At 39.0% G+C, this 20,654-nt stretch carries 21 protein-coding genes and 1 other annotated feature; of the genes, 3 read left to right on the top strand and 18 right to left on the bottom strand.

Annotation, left to right across the window (positions count from 1 at the left end):
• Positions 1-141 precede the first annotated feature (141 nt).
• Positions 142-360: a binding site (T-box leader), on the bottom strand.
• Positions 361-410: 50 nt separating this feature from the next.
• From gltX to AC1DCY_RS06595, 10 genes are all read right to left on the bottom strand, one after another.
• Positions 411-1,871: a glutamate--tRNA ligase gene (gene gltX, locus AC1DCY_RS06640; protein WP_477348594.1), complete on the bottom strand. Its 1,461-nt coding sequence runs from the start codon at positions 1,869-1,871 to the stop codon at positions 411-413.
• A 91-nt stretch (positions 1,872-1,962) separates the two neighbouring features.
• Positions 1,963-2,439 carry a 2-C-methyl-D-erythritol 2,4-cyclodiphosphate synthase gene (ispF, locus tag AC1DCY_RS06635; RefSeq protein WP_477348593.1) on the bottom strand — a complete coding sequence of 159 codons (477 nt, stop codon included), beginning with the start codon at positions 2,437-2,439 and terminating at the stop codon, positions 1,963-1,965.
• Positions 2,440-2,726: 287 nt separating this feature from the next.
• Complete coding sequence (gene ispD, locus AC1DCY_RS06630) at positions 2,727-3,419, bottom strand: 2-C-methyl-D-erythritol 4-phosphate cytidylyltransferase (protein WP_477348664.1); 693 nt, start codon at positions 3,417-3,419, stop codon at positions 2,727-2,729.
• Positions 3,420-3,431: 12 nt separating this feature from the next.
• Positions 3,432-4,517 carry a PIN/TRAM domain-containing protein gene (locus tag AC1DCY_RS06625; protein WP_477348590.1) on the bottom strand — a complete coding sequence of 362 codons (1,086 nt, stop codon included), beginning with the start codon at positions 4,515-4,517 and terminating at the stop codon, positions 3,432-3,434.
• A gap of 516 nt (positions 4,518-5,033) precedes the next feature.
• On the bottom strand, positions 5,034-6,410 hold the full coding sequence (radA, locus tag AC1DCY_RS06620; RefSeq protein WP_387084952.1) for a DNA repair protein RadA: 1,377 nt from the start codon (positions 6,408-6,410) through the stop codon (positions 5,034-5,036).
• A 137-nt stretch (positions 6,411-6,547) separates the two neighbouring features.
• A complete protein-coding gene (locus AC1DCY_RS06615) occupies positions 6,548-8,992 on the bottom strand; it encodes an ATP-dependent Clp protease ATP-binding subunit (RefSeq protein WP_477348588.1) in 2,445 nt (814 codons plus the stop codon).
• Entirely contained in the window at positions 8,982-10,091 is a 1,110-nt protein-coding gene (locus tag AC1DCY_RS06610; protein ID WP_477348586.1) for a protein arginine kinase, read from the bottom strand. The genes AC1DCY_RS06615 and AC1DCY_RS06610 overlap by 11 nt, the downstream gene beginning before the upstream one ends.
• The gene (locus tag AC1DCY_RS06605) at positions 10,088-10,636 is read right to left on the bottom strand and encodes a UvrB/UvrC motif-containing protein (RefSeq protein ID WP_477348584.1); all 549 of its coding nucleotides are present in this window, start codon (positions 10,634-10,636) and stop codon (positions 10,088-10,090) included. The genes AC1DCY_RS06610 and AC1DCY_RS06605 overlap by 4 nt, the downstream gene beginning before the upstream one ends.
• Positions 10,637-10,659: 23 nt before the next feature.
• On the bottom strand, positions 10,660-11,121 hold the full coding sequence (locus tag AC1DCY_RS06600) for a CtsR family transcriptional regulator (protein WP_477348582.1): 462 nt from the start codon (positions 11,119-11,121) through the stop codon (positions 10,660-10,662).
• 204 nt (positions 11,122-11,325) lie between these two features.
• Positions 11,326-11,631 (bottom strand): magnetosome magnetite crystal formation protein family, encoded by a 306-nt coding sequence (locus AC1DCY_RS06595; RefSeq protein ID WP_477348580.1) that lies wholly within the window; start codon positions 11,629-11,631, stop codon positions 11,326-11,328.
• Positions 11,632-11,750: 119 nt separating this feature from the next.
• On the opposite strand from AC1DCY_RS06595, the gene AC1DCY_RS06590 reads away from it, so the two are divergent.
• Positions 11,751-12,437, top strand: coding sequence for a class I SAM-dependent methyltransferase (locus AC1DCY_RS06590; RefSeq protein ID WP_477348578.1), 687 nt, complete (start codon positions 11,751-11,753; stop codon positions 12,435-12,437).
• Between the two features lie 49 nt (positions 12,438-12,486).
• Positions 12,487-13,446, top strand: coding sequence for a magnesium/cobalt transporter CorA (corA, locus tag AC1DCY_RS06585; protein WP_477348576.1), 960 nt, complete (start codon positions 12,487-12,489; stop codon positions 13,444-13,446).
• Positions 13,447-13,573: 127 nt separating this feature from the next.
• Here corA and AC1DCY_RS06580 read toward each other — a convergent pair whose 3' ends face one another.
• Positions 13,574-13,783, bottom strand: a complete 210-nt coding sequence (locus AC1DCY_RS06580) for a hypothetical protein (protein WP_477348574.1) — start codon at positions 13,781-13,783, stop codon at positions 13,574-13,576.
• Positions 13,784-14,079: 296 nt separating this feature from the next.
• Between AC1DCY_RS06580 and AC1DCY_RS06575 the strand changes: the two genes are divergently transcribed.
• A complete protein-coding gene (locus AC1DCY_RS06575) occupies positions 14,080-15,390 on the top strand; it encodes a protoglobin domain-containing protein (RefSeq protein ID WP_477348572.1) in 1,311 nt (436 codons plus the stop codon).
• 48 nt (positions 15,391-15,438) lie between these two features.
• Here AC1DCY_RS06575 and AC1DCY_RS06570 read toward each other — a convergent pair whose 3' ends face one another.
• The 7 genes from AC1DCY_RS06570 to adh form a co-directional block, all read right to left on the bottom strand.
• The gene (locus tag AC1DCY_RS06570) at positions 15,439-15,918 is read right to left on the bottom strand and encodes an acyl-CoA thioesterase (RefSeq protein ID WP_477348570.1); all 480 of its coding nucleotides are present in this window, start codon (positions 15,916-15,918) and stop codon (positions 15,439-15,441) included.
• A gap of 67 nt (positions 15,919-15,985) precedes the next feature.
• Positions 15,986-17,413, bottom strand: coding sequence for an aldehyde dehydrogenase family protein (locus tag AC1DCY_RS06565; RefSeq protein WP_477348568.1), 1,428 nt, complete (start codon positions 17,411-17,413; stop codon positions 15,986-15,988).
• Between the two features lie 43 nt (positions 17,414-17,456).
• A complete protein-coding gene (locus AC1DCY_RS06560) occupies positions 17,457-18,107 on the bottom strand; it encodes a DUF4003 family protein (protein WP_477348566.1) in 651 nt (216 codons plus the stop codon).
• Positions 18,067-18,420, bottom strand: a complete 354-nt coding sequence (locus AC1DCY_RS06555; RefSeq protein WP_477348564.1) for a DUF4003 family protein — start codon at positions 18,418-18,420, stop codon at positions 18,067-18,069. Before AC1DCY_RS06555 ends, AC1DCY_RS06560 begins: the two co-directional genes overlap by 41 nt.
• Before the next feature lie 63 nt (positions 18,421-18,483).
• Complete coding sequence (locus tag AC1DCY_RS06550) at positions 18,484-18,651, bottom strand: hypothetical protein (RefSeq protein WP_477348562.1); 168 nt, start codon at positions 18,649-18,651, stop codon at positions 18,484-18,486.
• 63 nt (positions 18,652-18,714) lie between these two features.
• Positions 18,715-19,074 carry a DUF779 domain-containing protein gene (locus AC1DCY_RS06545; RefSeq protein ID WP_477348560.1) on the bottom strand — a complete coding sequence of 120 codons (360 nt, stop codon included), beginning with the start codon at positions 19,072-19,074 and terminating at the stop codon, positions 18,715-18,717.
• Between the two features lie 21 nt (positions 19,075-19,095).
• On the bottom strand, positions 19,096-20,616 hold the full coding sequence (gene adh, locus AC1DCY_RS06540; RefSeq protein ID WP_477348558.1) for an aldehyde dehydrogenase: 1,521 nt from the start codon (positions 20,614-20,616) through the stop codon (positions 19,096-19,098).
• Positions 20,617-20,654 lie beyond the last annotated feature (38 nt).

Below are 20,654 nucleotides of genomic sequence, written 5' to 3'. Positions count from 1 at the left end.
CACTTGCATCCCTGGCCATTGAAATACTATAGCTGACGTTGATTTCATCGCAGAGTTAATGAAGTAGAATCCGGCGCATCCATCACTTCAAGTTACATGTTCAGAAAATAAAAAAGCGCCCCTATCATCCCAAAAAGGAATGACAGAGACGCTAAATTTGCGCGGTTCCACTCTGATTGAAGGCAAATGCCTTCCACTCTGGACGTTCTGTAACGGGAACGAATCGATAAAGCCTACTAGTTGTTCAGCTTTATGCTCAAAGGTGCATTTCAGTTTTGCCTAGGCTCAGACCACTTTCAGCCGGTGATGGTCCTCTCTTTGGAGCATGCGCCACTTACTTCTCCTTATCAACGCTTTCTCAATGTAAATACATTTTACAACGAACTGATAAATTGTCAATCAATTTCTACTTATTGCGCAAATTTTTCTACACGATCAATTGTTTTCTGTTTGCCAATTAAGCAAATCGCGTTCGGAAGTTCTGGACCATGCGTTTCACCCGTCGTTACGACGCGAATTGGCATAAATAGATTTTTACCCTTGTGACCTGTTTCTTTTTGAACAGCTTTAATAGCGGCTTTGACAGTATCAGGCGTAAATTCCTCTAAACCTTCAAGCTGAGCTTTAAATGCAGCCATTACCTCAGGTACCTGCTCACCTGCTAAAACTGCTTTTGCTTCTTCATCATATTCAATATGGTCGTTAAAGAATAGGCGAGATAGTTCTACAATTTCAGCACCAAAGCTCATTTGATCATGATAAAGTGCGATTAAATCTGTAGCCCATGCACGTTCTTCTTCCGTTAAGGCTTCTGGTAATAAACCAGCTTTTTGCAAGTGTGGTAAAGATAATGCTACTACTTCTTCTGAAGATAATTTTTTAATGTATTGGTTATTCATCCAAGTAAGCTTTTGTTTATCAAACATAGATGGTGATTTTGAAAGACGTTTTTCATCAAACATTTTAATAAATTCTTCTTTTGAGAAAATCTCTTCTTCCCCTTCAGGAGACCAGCCAAGTAATGCGAAGAAGTTGAACATTGCTTCAGGTAGGTAGCCTAAATCTTTATATTGTGTGACGAATTGAATAATTGATTCATCACGTTTTGATAATTTTTTACGGTTTTCATTAATGATTAATGTCATATGACCAAAGCGTGGATATTCCCAGCCGAATGCATCAAAAATCATCATTTGTTTTGGTGTATTCGATAAATGCTCTTCACCACGGAATACATGTGAAATTTCCATAAAGTGATCATCTAGCACTACCGCATAGTTATACGTTGGGATACCGTTTGCTTTAACAAGAACCCAGTCACCAATATCTTTTGACTCAAATGATACTTGTCCACGTACTAAATCTTCAAATTCATATGTTACATTTTCAGGTACGCGCATACGAATTGTATATGGTTCACCAGCAGCTTCTTTAGCCGTAACTTCCTCTGCTGATAAATGACGACAAGTACCATCATAAGTTGGAGCTGCAACACCTCGTGCTTTTTGCTCTTCACGAGACGCTTCTAATTTCTCAGAAGAACAGAAGCATTTGTAAGCTAAGCCTTGCTCTAATAGCTTTTCAGCGTGCTCTTTATAAATATCAAGACGCTCCATTTGGCGATAAGGTGCATATGGTCCACCAATATCGATCGACTCATCATACTCAATACCTAACCACTTTAAATTATCTAGCTGAGATGCTTCTCCGCCCTCTACATTACGCTCAATATCTGTATCCTCAATACGTACGATGAATTTACCGTTATGATGTTTTGCATATAAATAGTTAAATAACGCTGTACGCGCTCCACCGATATGTAAGAAACCAGTAGGGGATGGCGCGTAACGAACACGAACTTCTTTCGCCATAATTAAAAGCCTCCTAAATTTTCGTTCAAAAAATTGACTTTGTTCATTTTACCACTCTGTTACAGGAAATAAAAGCGCTGAGAGCCTGCTTTTATTTCTTAATCAATAGGATTGTCGCCATCGCAGCAATCCCTTCCTCGCGACCTGTAAAACCTAAACGCTCAGTTGTTGTCGCTTTAACATTCACCTGAGAAGGCTCTGCATGAAGCAATTCAGCAATTCGATTTTGCATTTGTTGAATATATGGCGCCATCTTCGGACGTTGTGCCATAATCGTACAATCCACATTACCTAGAATATAGCCCTTATCCTCAACAATCTTCCAAATATACTCTAATAATTTTGCTGAATCAGCATCCTTGAACGCGGGATCTGTATCTGGGAAATGACGACCGATATCTCCCTCACCAATAGCCCCTAACGCTGCATCAGTTACAGTATGTAATAAAACATCTGCATCTGAATGCCCTACTAACCCTTTTTCATGAGGAATTGTTATACCACCAATAATTAATGGACGTCCTTCTTCAAATGCATGCACGTCAAATCCTTGTCCCACTCGAAACATATGATTTTGAGACTGTCTAATAAGATAAATAAAACAAAAAATCCACCAACTGAAGCTTATTTACTTCAAAAAATATGCAGACTTAAAAAGCTTCTATTCAGCTTATAAGGCAGTCTCATTCACCTTCCTTCACTTTTATATTTACTCTATATTATACCCTCACATTTTAACATATTTCCTAGGAAATTGAGTCGGTAGTGAACAGTACTGTGAATTAACATCAAAAGATAGGAAAATGTAAAATCTCATCAGCAAATTATAATGCTGATGAGATTTTTAGTTTGTTATTATAATTTTTTCAAAGCACGTTTACGCAATATCGCTTCACCGAAAACTAAATCTTCTTGCGTCGTCATCTTTACATTCTCGTAGCTACTTTCTACAATATGCACCTCATGGCCGAGACGTTCAACAAGCATTGCTTCATCGGTACCAAGGAAGCCTACCTTCTCAGCGACATCCTCCGCCTCCACAATTAAATCAAATTGAAATGCTTGTGGAGTTTGAATCATCCATAAGCTTTCTCGATCAATAGTCTCTTCAATAACACCATCACGTACTTTTTTCATCGTATCCTTCGCACGAACCCCCGCAATCGCAGCGCCAAATTCTTGCGCACTTTGTACAAGATTCGCAATAATGTCATGCGTAATAAATGGACGCGCAGCATCATGCACAAGCACAATATCAACCTGCTTCATTTCTTTCATGCACGAATGAACGGAATGCTGTCGTTCTGCACCACCATCAGGTAAACCTTTAACTTTAGTAATTCCATACCTCTCTAGCATTTCTTGAATAAATACACGCTCTTCCGGCTTCACTGCAAGCCAAATACCTGTACACTGGCTATCCTGTTCAAATACCTCCAGTGTGTGTATGAGGATCGGTTTTTCTAAAAGATTTAAAAACAACTTATTTTGCCCTGCACCCATTCGCTTTCCGCTTCCCGCAGCAGGCAACACTACTTCATATTGCACATTTCCCACTTCCTAGTCATCCTTTGGTTTAGCAAAAATCATACGCCCCGCTGATGTTTGAAGAACACTTGTTACGGTTACTGTAATTGCCTGTCCTATATAGCTACGTCCACCTTCAACAACGATCATTGTGCCATCATCTAAATAAGCAACCCCTTGATTATGCTCTTTGCCATCTTTAATGACCATCACTTGCATATTCTCACCTGGAATAACGACAGGCTTTACTGCATTTGCTAAATCATTGATGTTTAGTACTTTAACGTTGTGGAGCTCACAAACTTTGTTAAGGTTAAAGTCGTTCGTCACAATTTGTGTATCGTTCCCCATTTTCTTTGCAAGGCGCACTAGTTTTAAGTCAACCTCTTGAACATCCTCAAAGTCCTCTTCCGTAATCTGTACCTTCGTCATACGTTCATCTTGTAATTTCTTCAAAATATCTAAACCTCGACGACCTCTTGTACGCTTTAATGTATCCGAAGAGTCAGCAATATGCTGGAGCTCAGTAAGGACAAATTGAGGTACTACTAGTGTACCTTCTATAAAGCCTGTTTCAGAAATATCTGCAATACGACCATCAATAATAACACTAGTATCTAACAGTTTATAGCTGCCTCGTACTTCTTGAGGCTCTACACCTTCCGCTAATTTTTTCTTCGTATTATTACCACGTAACGTAAATAGTTGGATTAATTCATCTCGTTTTTTAAAGCCTACACGGAACCCTAAATAGCCAAGCACAAATGACAGTATAATTGGTAAAACCTTTGTAATAATCGGTAAATCAATACTATCAATTGCAAAGCCTAAGAAATAAGCAACGATAAGCCCGATAATAAGTCCAAGTGTACCAAATAATAAATCCCCAACAGGTACTTTAAATAACACCTCTTCCATCCAGCTAATGAGCCTTACAAAATAATCTGAAAAGGCAAACGATAATGTAAACAGTAAAAGCGCTCCTAAAGCTACTGATACATAAGGATTATCAAGCCAAGGATTAGATGATAAATGAAGCAATTCGTATAATGGCGGTAAGAAAACAAGGCCTAGTGCTCCTCCAATCAGTAAAAAAGCAATTTGAACAAATTTTTTCATAAACTGTCACCTCCCATTTTTAATATATAATTATACATAGTTTACTGTAGAAAATCTTTTATGAACCCATCAATCCCTCTACTTTTGATCGATCATTTTTGAGTCTACTGAAAGAAGAAAATCAATTACTGAAATTCTTCACACTAAAAACTTAAAATTTCCCTTTGACATCCGCCAGGCAATACACAAACCTTTTCGCAGACGTTATTTTAGACGCCGTTTCCCCTCTTAGAGTTTCCTACCTTCTATCTATGAATTACAAAAGCGTGCAAATCAATTATGCCTCGGCATAATTGCGTCCGGAATCGGCTTTGTGCATGCACAAAGCACTCCTTGCCGATTTCCGTGACATCCGCCGGAGGCTTTGGGCCAACGTGATGTTGGTCACTCAGCCGTTGCCACAGGACGTGGCGTTCTTAGACTGAGTTCCTTGATTTCAGCGGGTGTTTGTACTCCCGCTGAAATAAATTAATTAAAAGTGCATGTTAGAACATTGTCCAACATGCACAAGCTTCTTTATAGCTCTCTAAAGCAAGCATTCAATGCATCCTTTATCGTTTCCACACCAACTATCTCAATACCTTGCGGGAAATCCCATCCACCGATATTCGAGGCCGGTATGAAGGCCCGTTTAAATCCTAGCTTTGCTGCCTCAATCACACGTTGTTCAATACGAGATACACGACGCACCTCGCCTGTCAAACCCACTTCCCCAATAAAGCAATCCGTTGCTCTGACAGCTTGATCCTTAAAACTCGAAACGATGCTTGTCAACACAGCTAAATCAATTGCAGGTTCATCAAGCTTCACGCCGCCAGCAACTTTAATATATGCATCCTGAGCCTGTAGCATGAGGCCCATTCTCTTTTCAAGGACTGCCATAAGTAGTTGCACACGGTTTTGATCGACCCCCGTTGCCATTCGTTTCGGATAATTAAAGCTTGTTGGTGTTACAAGTGACTGAATTTCAACTAGAATTGGCCGTGTACCTTCCATTGAGGCTACGATTGTTGACCCTGCCGCCCCCTGTGAACGCTCCTGTAAGAACAACTCAGACGGGTTTAACACTTCCTTTAAGCCTCCCTGGAGCATTTCAAAGATAGCAATTTCATTCGTAGAGCCAAAACGGTTTTTTTGGCTGCGTAAAATACGGTGATTATGATGTCGTTCACCTTCAAAATACAATACCGTATCAACCATATGCTCCAGAATACGTGGCCCTGCAATTTGTCCCTCTTTTGTTACATGTCCAACTAAAAAAATGGCAATTCCCTTTGTTTTTGCAATTCGCATAAGTTCTGCTGTACATTCACGCACTTGTGATACACTACCAGGTGCACTCGTTACCTCCGGATGAAAAACAGTTTGAATAGAATCGACAATAACAAACTTCGGCTGCACATCGTCAATGGTCTGATTTAAAAACTCTAAATTCGTCTCAGAATATATATAAAGCTCTTGTGATACCACGCCTAAACGTTCTGCACGTAGCTTTGTTTGACGGATGGATTCCTCACCAGAAATATAGAGCACACGATGCCCTTTATTCGAAAGCAACGCAGATACTTGTAATAACAACGTCGACTTCCCAATCCCAGGATCTCCTCCAATTAACACAAGAGAACCTGGCACGATGCCTCCACCTAACACTCGGTTAAGCTCACCCATTTCTGTTGCAACTCGTGATTCCTCGGCAGCTTCAATCTGCATAATAGGGAGAGCCTTTTGGGTAACTGTAGCAGAGTGTTGGAATGCCCCACGTGGGCCTTTCGCGACGACTTCCACCTCTTCAACCATCTTATTCCATTCTCCACACCCTGGACATCTTCCCATCCATTTTGCGGATTCATAGCCGCAGCTTGAGCATACAAATTTTGTTTTTTTCTTTGCCAAATTGCATCCACCTCGAATATTTGTTCTTATGTTTATTGTACATAAAAAAGAACAGCTTGGCACTATAGCCTTGCTGTCCTTTTCAAATAAACAATTAACGGGCAGATGGGGGATGGAGAAGCCCCCACTGATGAAGATTATTTAGAAGTAGAAACTTCCTCTTTTTTCTTCACAACAAACTCATCATTTACGTAATCAATGATAACTTGGTCGCCCTTCTCTACATTGCCTTTCAGCAGTTCTTCCGATAAACGGTCTTCTACTTGTTTTTGCAATGAACGACGTAATGGACGAGCACCGTATTGAGGATCGTAACCTTCCTCTGCAATTTTCTCGAGAGCCGAATCCGTTAACTCTAACGAGATGTCTTGCTCTTTCAAACGCTTTGTTAAAGCATTCGCCATCATTGCTACGATTTCTTTTAAATGTTCTTTTTCTAGTGAGTGGAAGACGATCATTTCGTCGATACGGTTTAAGAACTCTGGGCGGAATGCTTTTTTCAATTCCTCGAGCATTGTACCCTTCATATCTTTATACTTCGTATCAGTACCACCAACATTGAAGCCAAGGTTTTTACGATATTTTAAAGTATCTGCACCAACGTTTGATGTCATAATAACAACTGTGTTGCGGAAATCTACCACTCGACCTTTAGAATCTGTTAAACGGCCATCTTCAAGTACTTGAAGTAAAATATTGAAAACATCTGGGTGAGCCTTCTCAATTTCATCTAGTAATACTACTGAATACGGTTTACGACGAACTTTTTCTGTTAGTTGACCGCCATCATCAAAACCTACATAGCCTGGAGGTGAACCAACTAAACGAGAAGTCGAATGTTTTTCCATGTACTCAGACATATCAACGCGAATCATTGCGTCCTCATCACCAAACATAACCTCAGCTAGTGCTCTAGCAAGCTCTGTTTTACCAACCCCAGTAGGGCCTAAGAAAATAAATGAACCAATTGGTCGTTTCGGATCTTTCAAACCAGCTCTTGCACGACGAATTGCGCGAGAAATTGCCTCTACTGCTTCTCCTTGACCTACAACTCGTTTGTGTAACTCTTCTTCAAGCTGTAATAACTTAGAAGATTCTTCTGAAGCAATTTTTGATACCGGAATTCCAGTCCACATAGATACTACCGCTGCTACATCATCCACTGTAACTTTTGACTCGGCTTTACCCTGCTCTTCCTTCCAATTTTTTCTCGTAGTTTCAATTTCATCTTTTAGCTTTTGTTCTGTATCTCTTAATGACGCTGCCTTCTCAAATTCTTGACCTGAAACAGCTGCATTCTTTTCAGAGCGCACATTTTCAAGCTTATCTTCTAGTGCCTTTAAGTTTGGTGGCACTGCGAATGAACGCAAGCGTACTTTAGAACCCGCTTCATCGATTAAGTCAATCGCCTTGTCTGGTAAGAAACGATCAGAAATATATCGATCACTCATTTTTGCTGCCGCTTCAATTGCTTCATCTGTAATTTTCACACGGTGATGTGCTTCATAACGATCACGTAAGCCTTGAATAATCTGAATCGCTTCTTCTACAGTTGGCTCATCAACTTGAATTGGTTGGAAACGGCGCTCTAATGCTGCATCCTTCTCAATATATTTGCGATACTCATCTAGTGTCGTTGCACCAATACATTGAAGCTCGCCACGTGCTAAAGATGGCTTTAAAATATTTGATGCATCAATGGCACCTTCTGCACCACCTGCACCGATCAATGTATGCAATTCATCGATGAATAAAATAACATTACCTGCTTGGCGAATTTCATCCATTACTTTTTTCAAGCGATCTTCAAATTCACCACGATATTTAGTTCCAGCAACAACTGTCCCCATATCAAGTGTCATAACACGTTTATCACGAAGAATTTCTGGCACTTCATTATTAATAATTTGCTGTGCTAAGCCTTCAGCAATAGCTGTTTTACCAACACCTGGCTCTCCGATTAATACAGGGTTATTTTTTGTACGACGTGACAAAACCTCAATAACACGTGTAATTTCCTTGCTTCGACCAATGACCGGATCTAAAGTGCCTTCACGAGCAATTTGCGTTAAATCACGCGCAAGGCTATCTAATGTTGGTGTATTGGCAGCCTGTGCAGCTTGTTGGCCAGACTGAGCATTATCGTTATTGCCTAATAACAATAGCACTTGCTGACGAGCCTTATTCAATCCGACACCAGCATTATTTAATACACGGGCCGCTATACCTTCACCTTCACGAATAAGTGCTAATAGTAAATGCTCTGTGCCGATATAGGAATGACCTAATTTACGTGATTCATCGACTGATAGTTCTATTACCTTTTTAGCTCGAGGTGTGTAGTGGACAATTGGACCAACATCCTCTTTACCTTTCCCTACAAGCTCTTCAATACCTGCTTCAATCATTTGAGGACTAATATCAATGGCTTCTAATGCTTTTGCAGCAATACCGCCACCTTCACGGATAAGCCCTAATAGAATATGCTCTGTTCCAATTGATTCGTGTTTCCAACGAATTGCCTCTTCTTGTGCAAGCTGTAATACTTTTTGCGCGCGTTGTGTAAAACGATTAAACATCAAATGAATCCTCTCCTTTTCCCCGAATAATAGGCTTACTCATATTTTCTCGAGATAGTGCCTCACGAAGCATTTCAGCTCGTACGCGATCTCGCTCAGCAGGTGGCAAAACGTCACCTGCGTAATTCTGTAAAAATCCAGGTTGCATACTAACTACACATTCGTTTAATTTAGTCGCTTTAATACCTTCAATTAACTGTAAATCTACTCCTAAGCGAACATTGGATAGACAGGTAGCAGCTTCCTCACTCGTTAAAATTCGAGCATGTATTAAAGTGCCTAAAGCACGGTATACACGGTCTTCTAGTGCAAGCTCAGCTTTTTCCATTAACTTGCCTCTTGCATGCCGTTCTTTTTGAATTATTTTTTCAGCGACACTTTGGATATCCGCTAAAATATCATCCTCTGTTTTCCCTAGTGTAATCTGATTTGACACTTGGTAAACGTTACCTATATTTTCGCTACCTTCTCCATATATTCCTCTTACGGTCATTCCTAATCGTGTCATTGCATTAATGATTTGATTCATCTGACCCGTGAGTGTAAGGGCTGGTAGGTGCATCATGACAGATGCTCGCAAACCAGTACCAATATTTGTTGGGCAACTTGTTAAATAACCAAATGTATCTCGGAATGCATAAGGCAAAGCTTTCTCTAAGGTACGATCAATTTTATTGGCCTGCTCGTATGCCTTTTGAAGTTGAAAACTCGCTGTCATACATTGAATGCGTAAATGGTCTTCTTCGTTCACCATAATGCTAATGGATTCGTCATCAGATAAGAGCATGGAGCCAACTTGCTCTTTTTTAGCAAGCTGAGGACTAATTAAATGTTTTTCTACAAGTATTTGACGCTGTAAAGGCGTTAAATCTTTAATAGCAAAATATGAATAATTTTCTCGAAGTTCTGTACTATCCTTGATTGCATGTGTAACTGCCTGTTCCACATGTAATGCTTCATCCTCTGTAAAGGCTAATGGAAAACGATAACCATCTAAATTTCGCGCCAGGCGAATGCGTGTACTTATGACAATATCTGAATAATCGTCCTCCACACTCATCCATATTGGTGTAGCACGCTCTAAAAACGATTCAATCATCACGACACATCACCACCTTCAAATTGTAGCTGCTTCTCAAGTTCCTTCGCTTCATCACGAAGCTTTGCTGCCTCTTCAAAGTGTTCTTCATCTACAGCAATCTTCATACGTTTACGAATATCTTCAATTTGCTTTTTGATGACATAAACATTATTTCGAGCACCAGGCATTTTCCCTATATGTTGAGGACCAGCCTGTATACGGTTAAAGAGCTTCGGTAAATGCTCGCTAAAGGTGTCATAGCAGCTAGGGCATCCAAATTTACCTTCTTTTAAAAATTGTTTATACGTAAATCCACATCGTGGACATGTTTGCGGTTGTGGTGGTGCCTGCTGTTTTTCACCCACTTGTTGTTGCTGCCATGATGGTGAGCCAAACCAATTAGATAATAGCTGTTGAATAGATACTGGCTCTTGCTTAAATTCAGCATGAAATGGATGGAATTGCGAGGCGCAGACGTCACAATAATGGTGCTCCACCTTTTGGCCACTTTGAACTTGTGTTACGGTAACTGTCGCATTACGCTGCTTACAATGTTCGCATATCATTTCCATCACCTCTTTTATTTTTGCTATTCATATTTAATCGTTGTTAGCATTGCTCTTAAAATTTTTGCTCGAATGATATCCCGTAACGGGAGTTGAAAATCGATAGTTGAGCGATCAACTGCTGCTAACATTATTTTCGCTTCTCGCTTTGAAATTACCTGCTCATCAATTAGTCGATAAACTAAATCTTCTGCCATTGTTTGCGATGCCCCACCTTCTATTTGCCTGAGGACATCATCGATTAAATCAATTTGTGAATTCGCGCGGACACGTAAAATTCGAATGTATCCACCACCACCACGTTTGCTTTCAACAAGGTAACCTCGTTCGGCAGTAAATCTTGTATTAATTACATAATTTATTTGCGAGGGCACACATTGAAATTTATCTGCGATTTCACTACGTTTTATTTCAATATGCCCTTCTCCACCTAATTCAAGTACTTGCTTTAAGTAGCCTTCTATGATGTCTGATATATTACGCATTTTAGGAATACACCTCGCTTACTCCACTGACTTTGACTATCTTTGACTTTCTTTGAGTATATTATACAAAACGCTTGAAAATAATTGCAATTAATTCGCACATAGAAAAATCAAAGCGTTTTCTGTCCTTTTTATAAGATACCCTTTTCAGCTATAGAAAAAACGCAAGCATATGCAACTAGCATATACTTGCGTCTATAAAAATTATACCCAACGACCAACAATTGGATAACGCCAAGGCTCATCAGATAAAGCCTTCACAATACCGATAATTGGCGCAATAAAATAAATAATACCAAAAATAATCACGAACGGTATACCAATAAGCAAGAAGCTTAAAATACCCGAAATTGTAAGTAATACCACCATCACAACTTGGAACAATAAGGCTTGCACAGAAATACTCTTTACCTCTTCATCCGATCCAATTAAGAAAAATATTATTGGTACTAACCATGGCGCAAAAAACGCACTTGCGTGTATGATTACCTTAGACCATTTAGTTTCCATTTATATCAACCCTTCCATTTAATTTTTTATTTTATGTACTACTATTTACGGATCTATTCCTTAAATAGTTTCAAATATAATTGGATTTTAAAATCTTTTTGAAAGGCATGTGATACTCGATGGAATTTAATAACAAACTTGCAAACGAATACGAAAAAGGTATTCGCCGCACGCTACCTAGCTATGATGCAATGCTACGTTTGACACAAACCTTTTACCAATCTGCGTTACACGAAAAAGCTGCATTTTTAGTAGTTGGCTCCGGAAGTGGTAATGAAATTTTACAGCTCGCTGAGGAAAGACCACATTGGTCATTTTTTGGTATAGATCCGTCAGAAGCGATGCTACAAATTGCTGGTGAACGTTTAAAATCCCTACCTAATAATATTTCTTTATATCAAGGAACTATACTGGATACTCAGCTACCTGCAGTGAAGTTTGATGCAGCAAGCTGTGTATTAGTGCTTCATTTTATACAAGATGATCAAGAGAAGCTTGCAACATTAAAAGAAATAGCGAATAATTTAAAGCCTGGTGCCCCATTTGTTCTCGTCTCAAAATACGGGCAACTCGGTTCCTTAGAAACTGAGCTACAATTTGATTTATGGCGTGCTTATTGGCTACAGCATACAAAGCTAACACCATCGGACGTAGCTGAAATGGAGAAATCCATACGTTCTCTTTCATTTATGCGTGAAGAGGACATTTTATCACTACTACAGCAGGCAGGCTTTACAAAACCATCTAGATTCTTTGCTACCACTTTATTTGGTGGTTGGATATGTTATAAAGAAAGTTTCTTGTGAAGATATATACACCTGTTAGGATAGAATGAACAGAATTGAGGTGAATGCTGTGATACGCACAATTGGAATTACAAAAGACCAAAAGCTTATAAAGGAATTTCCTCTTGAAGATATACACAAAAACGAATTTGAATGGTACTGGGTCGATTTTAATTGCCCGACCGATGAGGAAGAACTACTGTTAGATACATTTTTTCATTTTCATCCACTCGCTATAGAAGATTGTTTAATGCGTTTACAGCGGCCAAAGCTCGATTTTTATGATGATTTCCATTTCTTTGTTATCCAAAGAGTTAATGAAGAATTAACAGCTGAGGAAGTAAACATTTTTGTTTCTAATAAATTTATTGTCACATTTCATAAAAACATAGCTCCAGAAATAGATCGAGTACAAATGATGTTAGAAAAACAGCCAAAAAATTGGGAACGCGGCACAGTATATTTAACATACCAAGTAATCGATAAAATTGTTGATAGCTATTTCCCTCTTGTCTATAAGATTGAGGATCATTTAAATGCACTAGAAGATGAGCTTACCTATCAAAGTAACCCCAATGCTATGAAAGTTGTGTTTGAATTCCGTAGTGATTTACTTGATCTACGACGCACCATTTTACCAATGCGTGATCTATTATATCGTATCCTTAACTCTTACCGATTTTCACTTAAGAAATCAGAACGAGCATATTTCGGAGATATTTACGATCATCTGCTTAAACTCACCGAAATGATCGAATCTAACCGCGAGCTCACTGCTGATATGCGTGATAGCTACATGGCGATGAGCTCTAGTCGCATGAATGGCATTATGATGACCTTAACAATTGTTTCAACAATCTTTATTCCCCTAACATTCATTGCCGGTGTTTATGGAATGAATTTTGACTATATGCCAGAGCTACACGGAAAATATAGCTACTTTATTGTACTCGCAATTATGATTCTTATCGTTTTATTTATGTTGGGAGTCTTTAAACTTAAAGGATGGTTCGGTTTATTTAAATCTTAAAAGTGATGTTGCTATAGCAATTCCTTTGGGACCAACGACACAGATTGAAGCCAAGCCTTCAGCCAGTTATTCTTTTGTCGACAAGCTGAAGGCACCTTAGAAATTTTTCTAAGGTGCCTTTTTACTGTCAGTAAGGACCACGATCATCAATTTTATCTTCGCCTTGCTGTGGAAATAAAAAGTATGCAAGTACCCCTGAAACTAATGTTGCACCGATAGTGATTAATAGTTGATCTAAGTCTGGTACATCAGCATAGTAGTTTCGTAACATGTAAACCGATCCAATTGCTACAATTACCATAACCGGAATGACAAATTTGAAACGCTTCTTCTCCATGTAATACCTCCTCAAAACTATTGTTACGTTCAATCTAAACAGTTCGTATTTTACAGGTTTCCTATTTCAAATTCAATTTACCTATTACCTTTTTAATAGTCTATTTCATGACTTTTAATCGACAATCATCTATAATACCTATAAAAAAATAAAGAAATAAACTAAAATTTTAACCAAATTTACTACAAAAAATAGTAGAATAGACTAAATACCATATATTTCGAAAAATTAACAAACTAAGCAATTCGATTTTTTATATACTTACTATGCATTTATAAAGAATGGAGCAAACAACAATGAGTTGGTTTACAAAAAAGAACGATTCTAGCTACTCAATTACATTAGCACCTGAAAATTATAAGAACAATGTACAATTGGATATTTCAAACCATCCAAAACTTCAAAAACAGTTGCAACTTTTAGATTTAACAATTGAGGATTTAGCCATCATTAAACAACTACAGCCTTTAGCTAAGGATTTAGTTCCTGAAATGGTGGATCAATTTTATGCAGCCATTAGTTTGAGCCAAGATTTGTTAGATATTATAAACAGAACGTCACAAATCGATCGTTTAAAAGTTACTTTACATAAGCATATGAGTGATATTTTCGAAAGTCATATTAATAACTCTTATATTGATGAACGGAAGGCAATCGCCGAAACCCATGTTCGAATTGGTCTACAATCGAAGTGGTATATCGCCTCATTCCAGTCATTAACAACGACATTTACACGCTTTACAAATGAGTTAGATATATCGAAACATGATGCAATACGTGCTATCAATGCCTTCTGCAAAATCATTAACTTCGAGCAGCAGCTTGTAATCGAAGCCTATGAAAAAGAAGAGGAACGCATTCGTACAGCAGCTGACGACACAAAACATGCACTTGTTACTACCATTCAAAAAACGGCAGAGGAACTCAATGGGATTAGCGAAGAAACAGCAGCTTCTTTATTAGTCATTTCTTCTCAAACGGATGATATCGCAGTAGCTACTAAGCAAGGCTTAACCTTCGTTGCTGATACACAAGAAAAATCCAGACGTGGACAGCAGCAGCTACAAGATCAAAATGATTTAATACAGGTTATTTTGCAAAGCGTAAACAGTCTCGAAGTTACGATGAACCAGTTACGCACATCTTCTCAAAAAATATCAGAGATTGTCGGGCTAGTTACAGGAATTGCAGATCAAACTAACTTATTAGCATTGAATGCTTCTATCGAGGCAGCCCGTGCAGGTGAGCATGGTAAAGGTTTTGCTGTTGTTGCAGAGGAAGTCCGTAAACTTGCAGAAGAAACAAAAAATGCTGTACAAAATGTTTCTCATCTCATTAAAGAAACAGAAAGTAATATTACAACAATGTCGAATTCAGTTATTAACGTGGATCAAAAGATTCAACATAGCGTAGATACACAAAACAGTTTATCTAAATCATTTAATGATATCGCCGATGCGGTTTCTGGAATTCAACAGCAGTATGTAAATACATCAAGAGATATTTCAGCAATCTCTAACTTGATTACTGAACTGTCACAAGGGGCAACACTAGTTTCCTCTTCTTCCGATTCACTTATTAATGTCGTAAATGAGTTAAAAATGTAAGCACGAAAAAGGGAAACTGACCGTATACGTCAATTTCCCTTTTTAATTTTAATGCGGTAATTCCCGTTTTTGTTTACGATGTTCTCTTCTTGCAGGGCCTGTTTCAAACAGACGTTTTTCTGCATCTGTTTCAGGATAAATTGCAGGAACTGACTTAGGTTTACCGTCATCGTCTACTGCAACCATCGTTACAAAGGATTCCGTCGTTAATTTTTCCTCACGAGTTTCAATGTTTCGTGAAATAACCCGAACGTAAACTTCCATTGAAGATCGTCCAGTTGACGAAACAATACTTTCAATTTCTAAAATATCCCCCACATGTGCTGCCGATAAAAAATCAACCGAATCAATAGAGGCTGTAACTACATGCCCTTTCGCATGCTTCATTGCTGTAATAGCAGCAATTTCATCAATATAAGCTAACACTCTTCCACCGAAAATGGAGTTGTGATTATTTGTATCTGGCGGTAATACGAGACGCGTTTGAACAGTACGTGACTGACCCATCGGTATTGCGTTGTTTGTCATAGTTCTTGCAACTTCCCTTCATGAATGTTCTTTCGTCATCGTATCGTAGAAAAAGAGTTGATGCAAATTAGAACGATTTCTTCATCGTAATAAATTTCATATCTGTCATTTCCTCAATTGCCCACTTAATACCTTCGCGTCCGTAGCCACTCATTTTTACGCCACCGTATGGCATATTATCAACTCTAAATGTCGGAATATCATTAATAATAACAGCACCTGCCTGTATTTCATCTGCTGCACGTAATGCATCAGGTAACACATTCGTATAAATTCCAGCATTTAGGCCAAGTTCCGACTCATTCACTAGTCGAATAGCGTCGTCTAATGTTTCATATGAAACAATTGAGACGATTGGCGCGAATGTTTCCTGACAAACAATTTTCATATCCGCCGTTACATTCGTCATAACAGTTGGCGTTAAAGCACGTTCCGTGAATGTCCCTCCTGTTGCAACTACCGCACCTTGTGACTTTGCTTCTTCAATCCATTGACGAATACGTTCAACTTCTTTTGGATTAATCATTGCACTAACATCAGTATTTGTATCTAGTGGATCACCTACCACTAATTTTTCTGTCTCAGCTACAAACGCCTTTGTAAATTCATCAATAATAGATGCATGTACATAAATACGTTGTAAGGAGATACAAACTTGTCCAGCAAAATTAAAGGCGCCTCCAACACAACGCGAAATAATTTTATCAATTGGTGTCGATGGCTCGACAATTACTGCAGCATTGGAACCAAGCTCTAAAGTGACTTTACGCAAGCCTACTTTTTCTTTAATGCCCAATCCAACCTTACCACTTCCCGTGAATGTCACCTTTTTCACGTATGGATGTGTCACGAGCGTATCACTAAGCTCACCACCACTACCGGTAACAATCTGTAGCGCACCATCAGGCAAACCCGCTTCCTTAAATATTTCAGCCAACACTATAGCACTTAATGGTGTTTGATTTGCTGGTTTTAACACGACAGTATTTCCGACTGCAAAAGCAGGACCTAATTTATGTGCCACTAAATTAAATGGAAAATTAAATGGTGTAATGGCTGAAATTACACCTAGAGGTTCTCGTTTTGTCCAGCCTATACGATCTCCTGCTCCAGGTGCAGCATCCATCGGTACCGTTTCATCCTTTGCTTGTTTAGCTCCCTCTGCGGCAAATTGATAGGTTGCTATTGTGCGTTCTATTTCAATTAAACCTGCTGATATTGGCTTACTTGCCTCTAAGGCCAAAATTTCAGCTAATCCCTCTTTACGCTGGCGCATGATGTCGACTACTTTATATAATATTTCTGCACGTTCGTAGGCTGTTGTCTTTTTAAACGTTTGGAATGCCTCCTGTGCACCTTCTATTGCTTGCTCCACGTCAGAAATTGACGCCTTAGCTACCTTTGCAATAACCTCACCACTATATGGTGATTTCAACTCATATGTTGCCTTTGTGTTCTGCCACTGGCCATTTATCCAAAGCTTTGTTTCCTTCATCCTTCAAATGCACCTCCAAAAAATCAAATTCTTCTTTATTTTATCACGAAGAGCTTGATGCTACAGCTGCTGCACTTACTGCCGCGAACATTGCTGCTTGCTGTGCTTGAATCAATAATTCAATAGAAGACATGATCGTCATTGATAAGGATTGTTGCACCTGCGCCATATCATAAATAGCAATTTGAATGGCCATAAATAACACAAATTCACGATGCCATTTTAGAAGTTTCATACCCTTTAACTCATGATATAAATCAACAATCTGTTGAAGCTGTGCCTGATTCACTTCAAGGATTGCTAAAAAGCCAAGTAATGGATAGTGCATCGTCTTGACCTTTACATCCTGATTTTTTAATGTGTCACGGATTGTCACAACATTTGGCACTAATTTATTATCATATTGAAGTGATAAGAATGTCAGTACTTGTGATAGCCATTGAAGCTCATTACCCGCATTAAAATTATACGTACGTAATTCTTTATAATAACGATTCATTGTTTCCGCACGTAGCTCTACATCCTCAGATGGGCTGCTTAACAATACTGCATAAGGAATATCATCGTATGACGTTAAAAACTTATGATGTTTGCGGATTGCATCATATAATGCACGGGCTGCCTGTGCATGTGCACGTTTCTCACTTTCCTTTTTAGTTAAAAAACTGTGCACCAATAAAACTAAAGTTTCCACTTCTAAATTTTGCTTCCTTCATTATGTGAACGTTGGTCAGTAAATTTTTTACTGCTTGTTCTGTATCCTCTTGCTCCATCAAATTTGCAGCAATACTATAACCTACCGTTGTTCTTAACGGAGATGTCCATGACGTTTGCTTTTTCATTTCTTGTAATACTTCTTTATATTTTACGGAGTCAAAGGGTTTTCCTGACGCTACATATTTGCTAGCAATAGCTAAAACAATTTTACGATCTACCGTCCGACCAACAGCCTTTGAAATATCCTCCACCGTATTTGTAAACTGATTTTCAATCATAACAAAATCCATGTTTGGCACGCTCCTTTTCCATATTTACGTAATTAAATAAAAAAAGGATTCATCCATTTTGACTCATCGCCATAATGAGGGGTTGATTTCCATTCCGTCTGGACGCTTTGTCGCTTTCGCACAGATAAAACATTTTGTTGCTGACGCTTCGCTTTTGCGCAGAGCAAAGCTTCCTGGGGGCGTCCGATGAGCCACTTCGCTTCGCTCCAAGAAATATAGCCTTACATACATTCTCCCAGAAAAATTAACATAGAAAAACAGCGACAATACTTCTTGCCGCTGTCACTAAAGTCTTTAAATTAACCCTAATTCCTTTAACTCCTCTGTTGAAAAGGCTCTTGATCTTGTTAAGTATCGTTTACCTTCAACGCCTTCAAGTGAAAACATACCACCTCTACCCTCGACAACGTCCAAGATTATTTGTGTATGCTTCCAATAGTCATATTGATTTTTATGCATATAGAAGGGAGCACCACCAATCTCTCCTAGGCAAACATCTTGATCACCTAATAGCAAGTCGCCCTCTGGATAACACATTGGCGAAGAGCCGTCGCAGCATCCACCTGATTGATGAAATATAACGGGTCCATGCTTTTCTTTCAATAATTCGATTAGTGCTAGCGCTTCTTCTGTTGCTGTAACGCGCTCGACCACGCTCATGCACCTCCCTATTGATTAGAAGAAACCAAGTTTGTTTTCGCTGTAGCTAACTAATAGGTTTTTCGTTTGTTGATAGTGAGCTAACATCATCTTATGGTTTTCGCGACCAACACCCGACATTTTGTAGCCACCGAACGCTGCATGTGCAGGATAAGCATGGTAGCAGTTTGTCCAAACACGTCCTGCTTCAATACCACGGCCGAAGCGATAAGCTGTATTCATATCACGTGTCCATACACCTGCACCTAAACCGTATAATGTGTCATTCGCAATTTCTAATGCTTCTTCTTTTGTTTTAAATGTTGTTACAGCTACAACTGGCCCGAAAATTTCTTCTTGGAAAATACGCATTTTATTGTGTCCTTTGAAGACAGTTGGCTTAATGTAGTAACCATTTTCAAAACCTGATCCTACATTATTTTTCTCTCCTCCAATTAGACATTCGGCACCTTCTTGCTTACCAATATCTAAGTAAGAAAGGATTTTTTCCATTTGCTCACTTGAAGCTTGCGCACCCATCATCGTATTCGGATCAAGTGGATTCCCAACTTTAATCGCTTCAACACGCTGTAGGACACGCTCCATAAATTTATCGTAAATAGACTCTTGAATTAATGCACGAGAAGGACATGTACATACTTCACCTTGGTTTAATGCGAATAATACAAAGCCCTCAACTGCTTTATCTAAAAAGGCATCATCTTCGTCCATAATATCCTCAAAGAAAATGTTTGGCGATTTGCCGCCCAATTCTAGTGTAACTGGAATAAGGTTTTGTGAAGCATATTGCATAATTAAGCGACCTGTCGTTGTCTCACCAGTAAAGGCAATTTTACCGATGCGTGGATTCGACGCTAGCGGTTTTCCTGCCTCTAAGCCAAAGCCATTGACAACATTTAGTACACCTGATGGCAATAAATCTTCTATTAATTCTACGAGCAACATAATCGAAATTGGTGTTTGCTCTGCAGGTTTTAACACTACACAGTTTCCTGCTGCAAGGGCAGGTGCTAGTTTCCAAACAGCCATTAATAATGGGAAGTTCCAAGGGATAATTTGACCTACTACCCCAATTGGCTCATGGAAATGATAAGCAACAGTATCATTATCGATTTGGCTTACTGAACCTTCTTGTGCACGTAAAGCCCCCGCAAAATAACGGAAGTGATCAATTGCAAGAGGGATATCTGCATTTAATGTCTCACGTACCGCTTTTCCGTTATCCCATGTTTCGGCAACGGCAAGCTTTTCTAGATTTTGTTCTATGCGGTCCGCAATTTTAAGTAAAATGTTTGCACGCTCTGTTGCGGATGTTTTTCCCCATGCATCTTTTGCGGCATGTGCTGCATCAAGCGCAAGTTCAATATCCTCAGCAGTAGAACGAGATACTTGTGTAAAAACTTGTCCAGTAACAGGTGTAACATTATCGAAGTATTGTCCTTTCACTGGCGGTGTCCATTCCCCACCAATGTAATTATCATATTTCTCCTTGAATTGAACTACCGACCCTTCAGTGTTTGGAAATGCATAAACCATTTTACTTCTCCCCTTTACACAAAATAATGAGAAAATAA

The organism is Lysinibacillus sp. 10T31 (assembly GCF_056394365.1).
This window is presented reverse-complemented; position numbering and strand designations above follow the sequence as displayed.

What these genes read in the sequence shown, in the direction of transcription:
- AC1DCY_RS06590 (WP_477348578.1), top strand. Translation starts at nt 11,751, where the DNA reads ATGGAATTTAATAACAAACTTGCAAACGAATACGAAAAAGGTATTCGC.
- AC1DCY_RS06565 (WP_477348568.1), bottom strand. Translation starts at nt 17,413, where the DNA reads ATGAAGGAAACAAAGCTTTGGATAAATGGCCAGTGGCAGAACACAAAG.
- adh (WP_477348558.1), bottom strand. Translation starts at nt 20,616, where the DNA reads ATGGTTTATGCATTTCCAAACACTGAAGGGTCGGTAGTTCAATTCAAG.
- AC1DCY_RS06625 (WP_477348590.1), bottom strand. Translation starts at nt 4,517, where the DNA reads ATGAAAAAATTTGTTCAAATTGCTTTTTTACTGATTGGAGGAGCACTA.
- AC1DCY_RS06570 (WP_477348570.1), bottom strand. Translation starts at nt 15,918, where the DNA reads ATGACAAACAACGCAATACCGATGGGTCAGTCACGTACTGTTCAAACG.
- AC1DCY_RS06605 (WP_477348584.1), bottom strand. Translation starts at nt 10,636, where the DNA reads ATGATATGCGAACATTGTAAGCAGCGTAATGCGACAGTTACCGTAACA.
- gltX (WP_477348594.1), bottom strand. Translation starts at nt 1,871, where the DNA reads ATGGCGAAAGAAGTTCGTGTTCGTTACGCGCCATCCCCTACTGGTTTC.
- AC1DCY_RS06600 (WP_477348582.1), bottom strand. Translation starts at nt 11,121, where the DNA reads ATGCGTAATATATCAGACATCATAGAAGGCTACTTAAAGCAAGTACTT.
- AC1DCY_RS06580 (WP_477348574.1), bottom strand. Translation starts at nt 13,783, where the DNA reads ATGGAGAAGAAGCGTTTCAAATTTGTCATTCCGGTTATGGTAATTGTA.
- AC1DCY_RS06550 (WP_477348562.1), bottom strand. Translation starts at nt 18,651, where the DNA reads ATGTATGTAAGGCTATATTTCTTGGAGCGAAGCGAAGTGGCTCATCGG.
- ispF (WP_477348593.1), bottom strand. Translation starts at nt 2,439, where the DNA reads ATGTTTCGAGTGGGACAAGGATTTGACGTGCATGCATTTGAAGAAGGA.
- AC1DCY_RS06555 (WP_477348564.1), bottom strand. Translation starts at nt 18,420, where the DNA reads ATGGATTTTGTTATGATTGAAAATCAGTTTACAAATACGGTGGAGGAT.
- AC1DCY_RS06575 (WP_477348572.1), top strand. Translation starts at nt 14,080, where the DNA reads ATGAGTTGGTTTACAAAAAAGAACGATTCTAGCTACTCAATTACATTA.
- AC1DCY_RS06595 (WP_477348580.1), bottom strand. Translation starts at nt 11,631, where the DNA reads ATGGAAACTAAATGGTCTAAGGTAATCATACACGCAAGTGCGTTTTTT.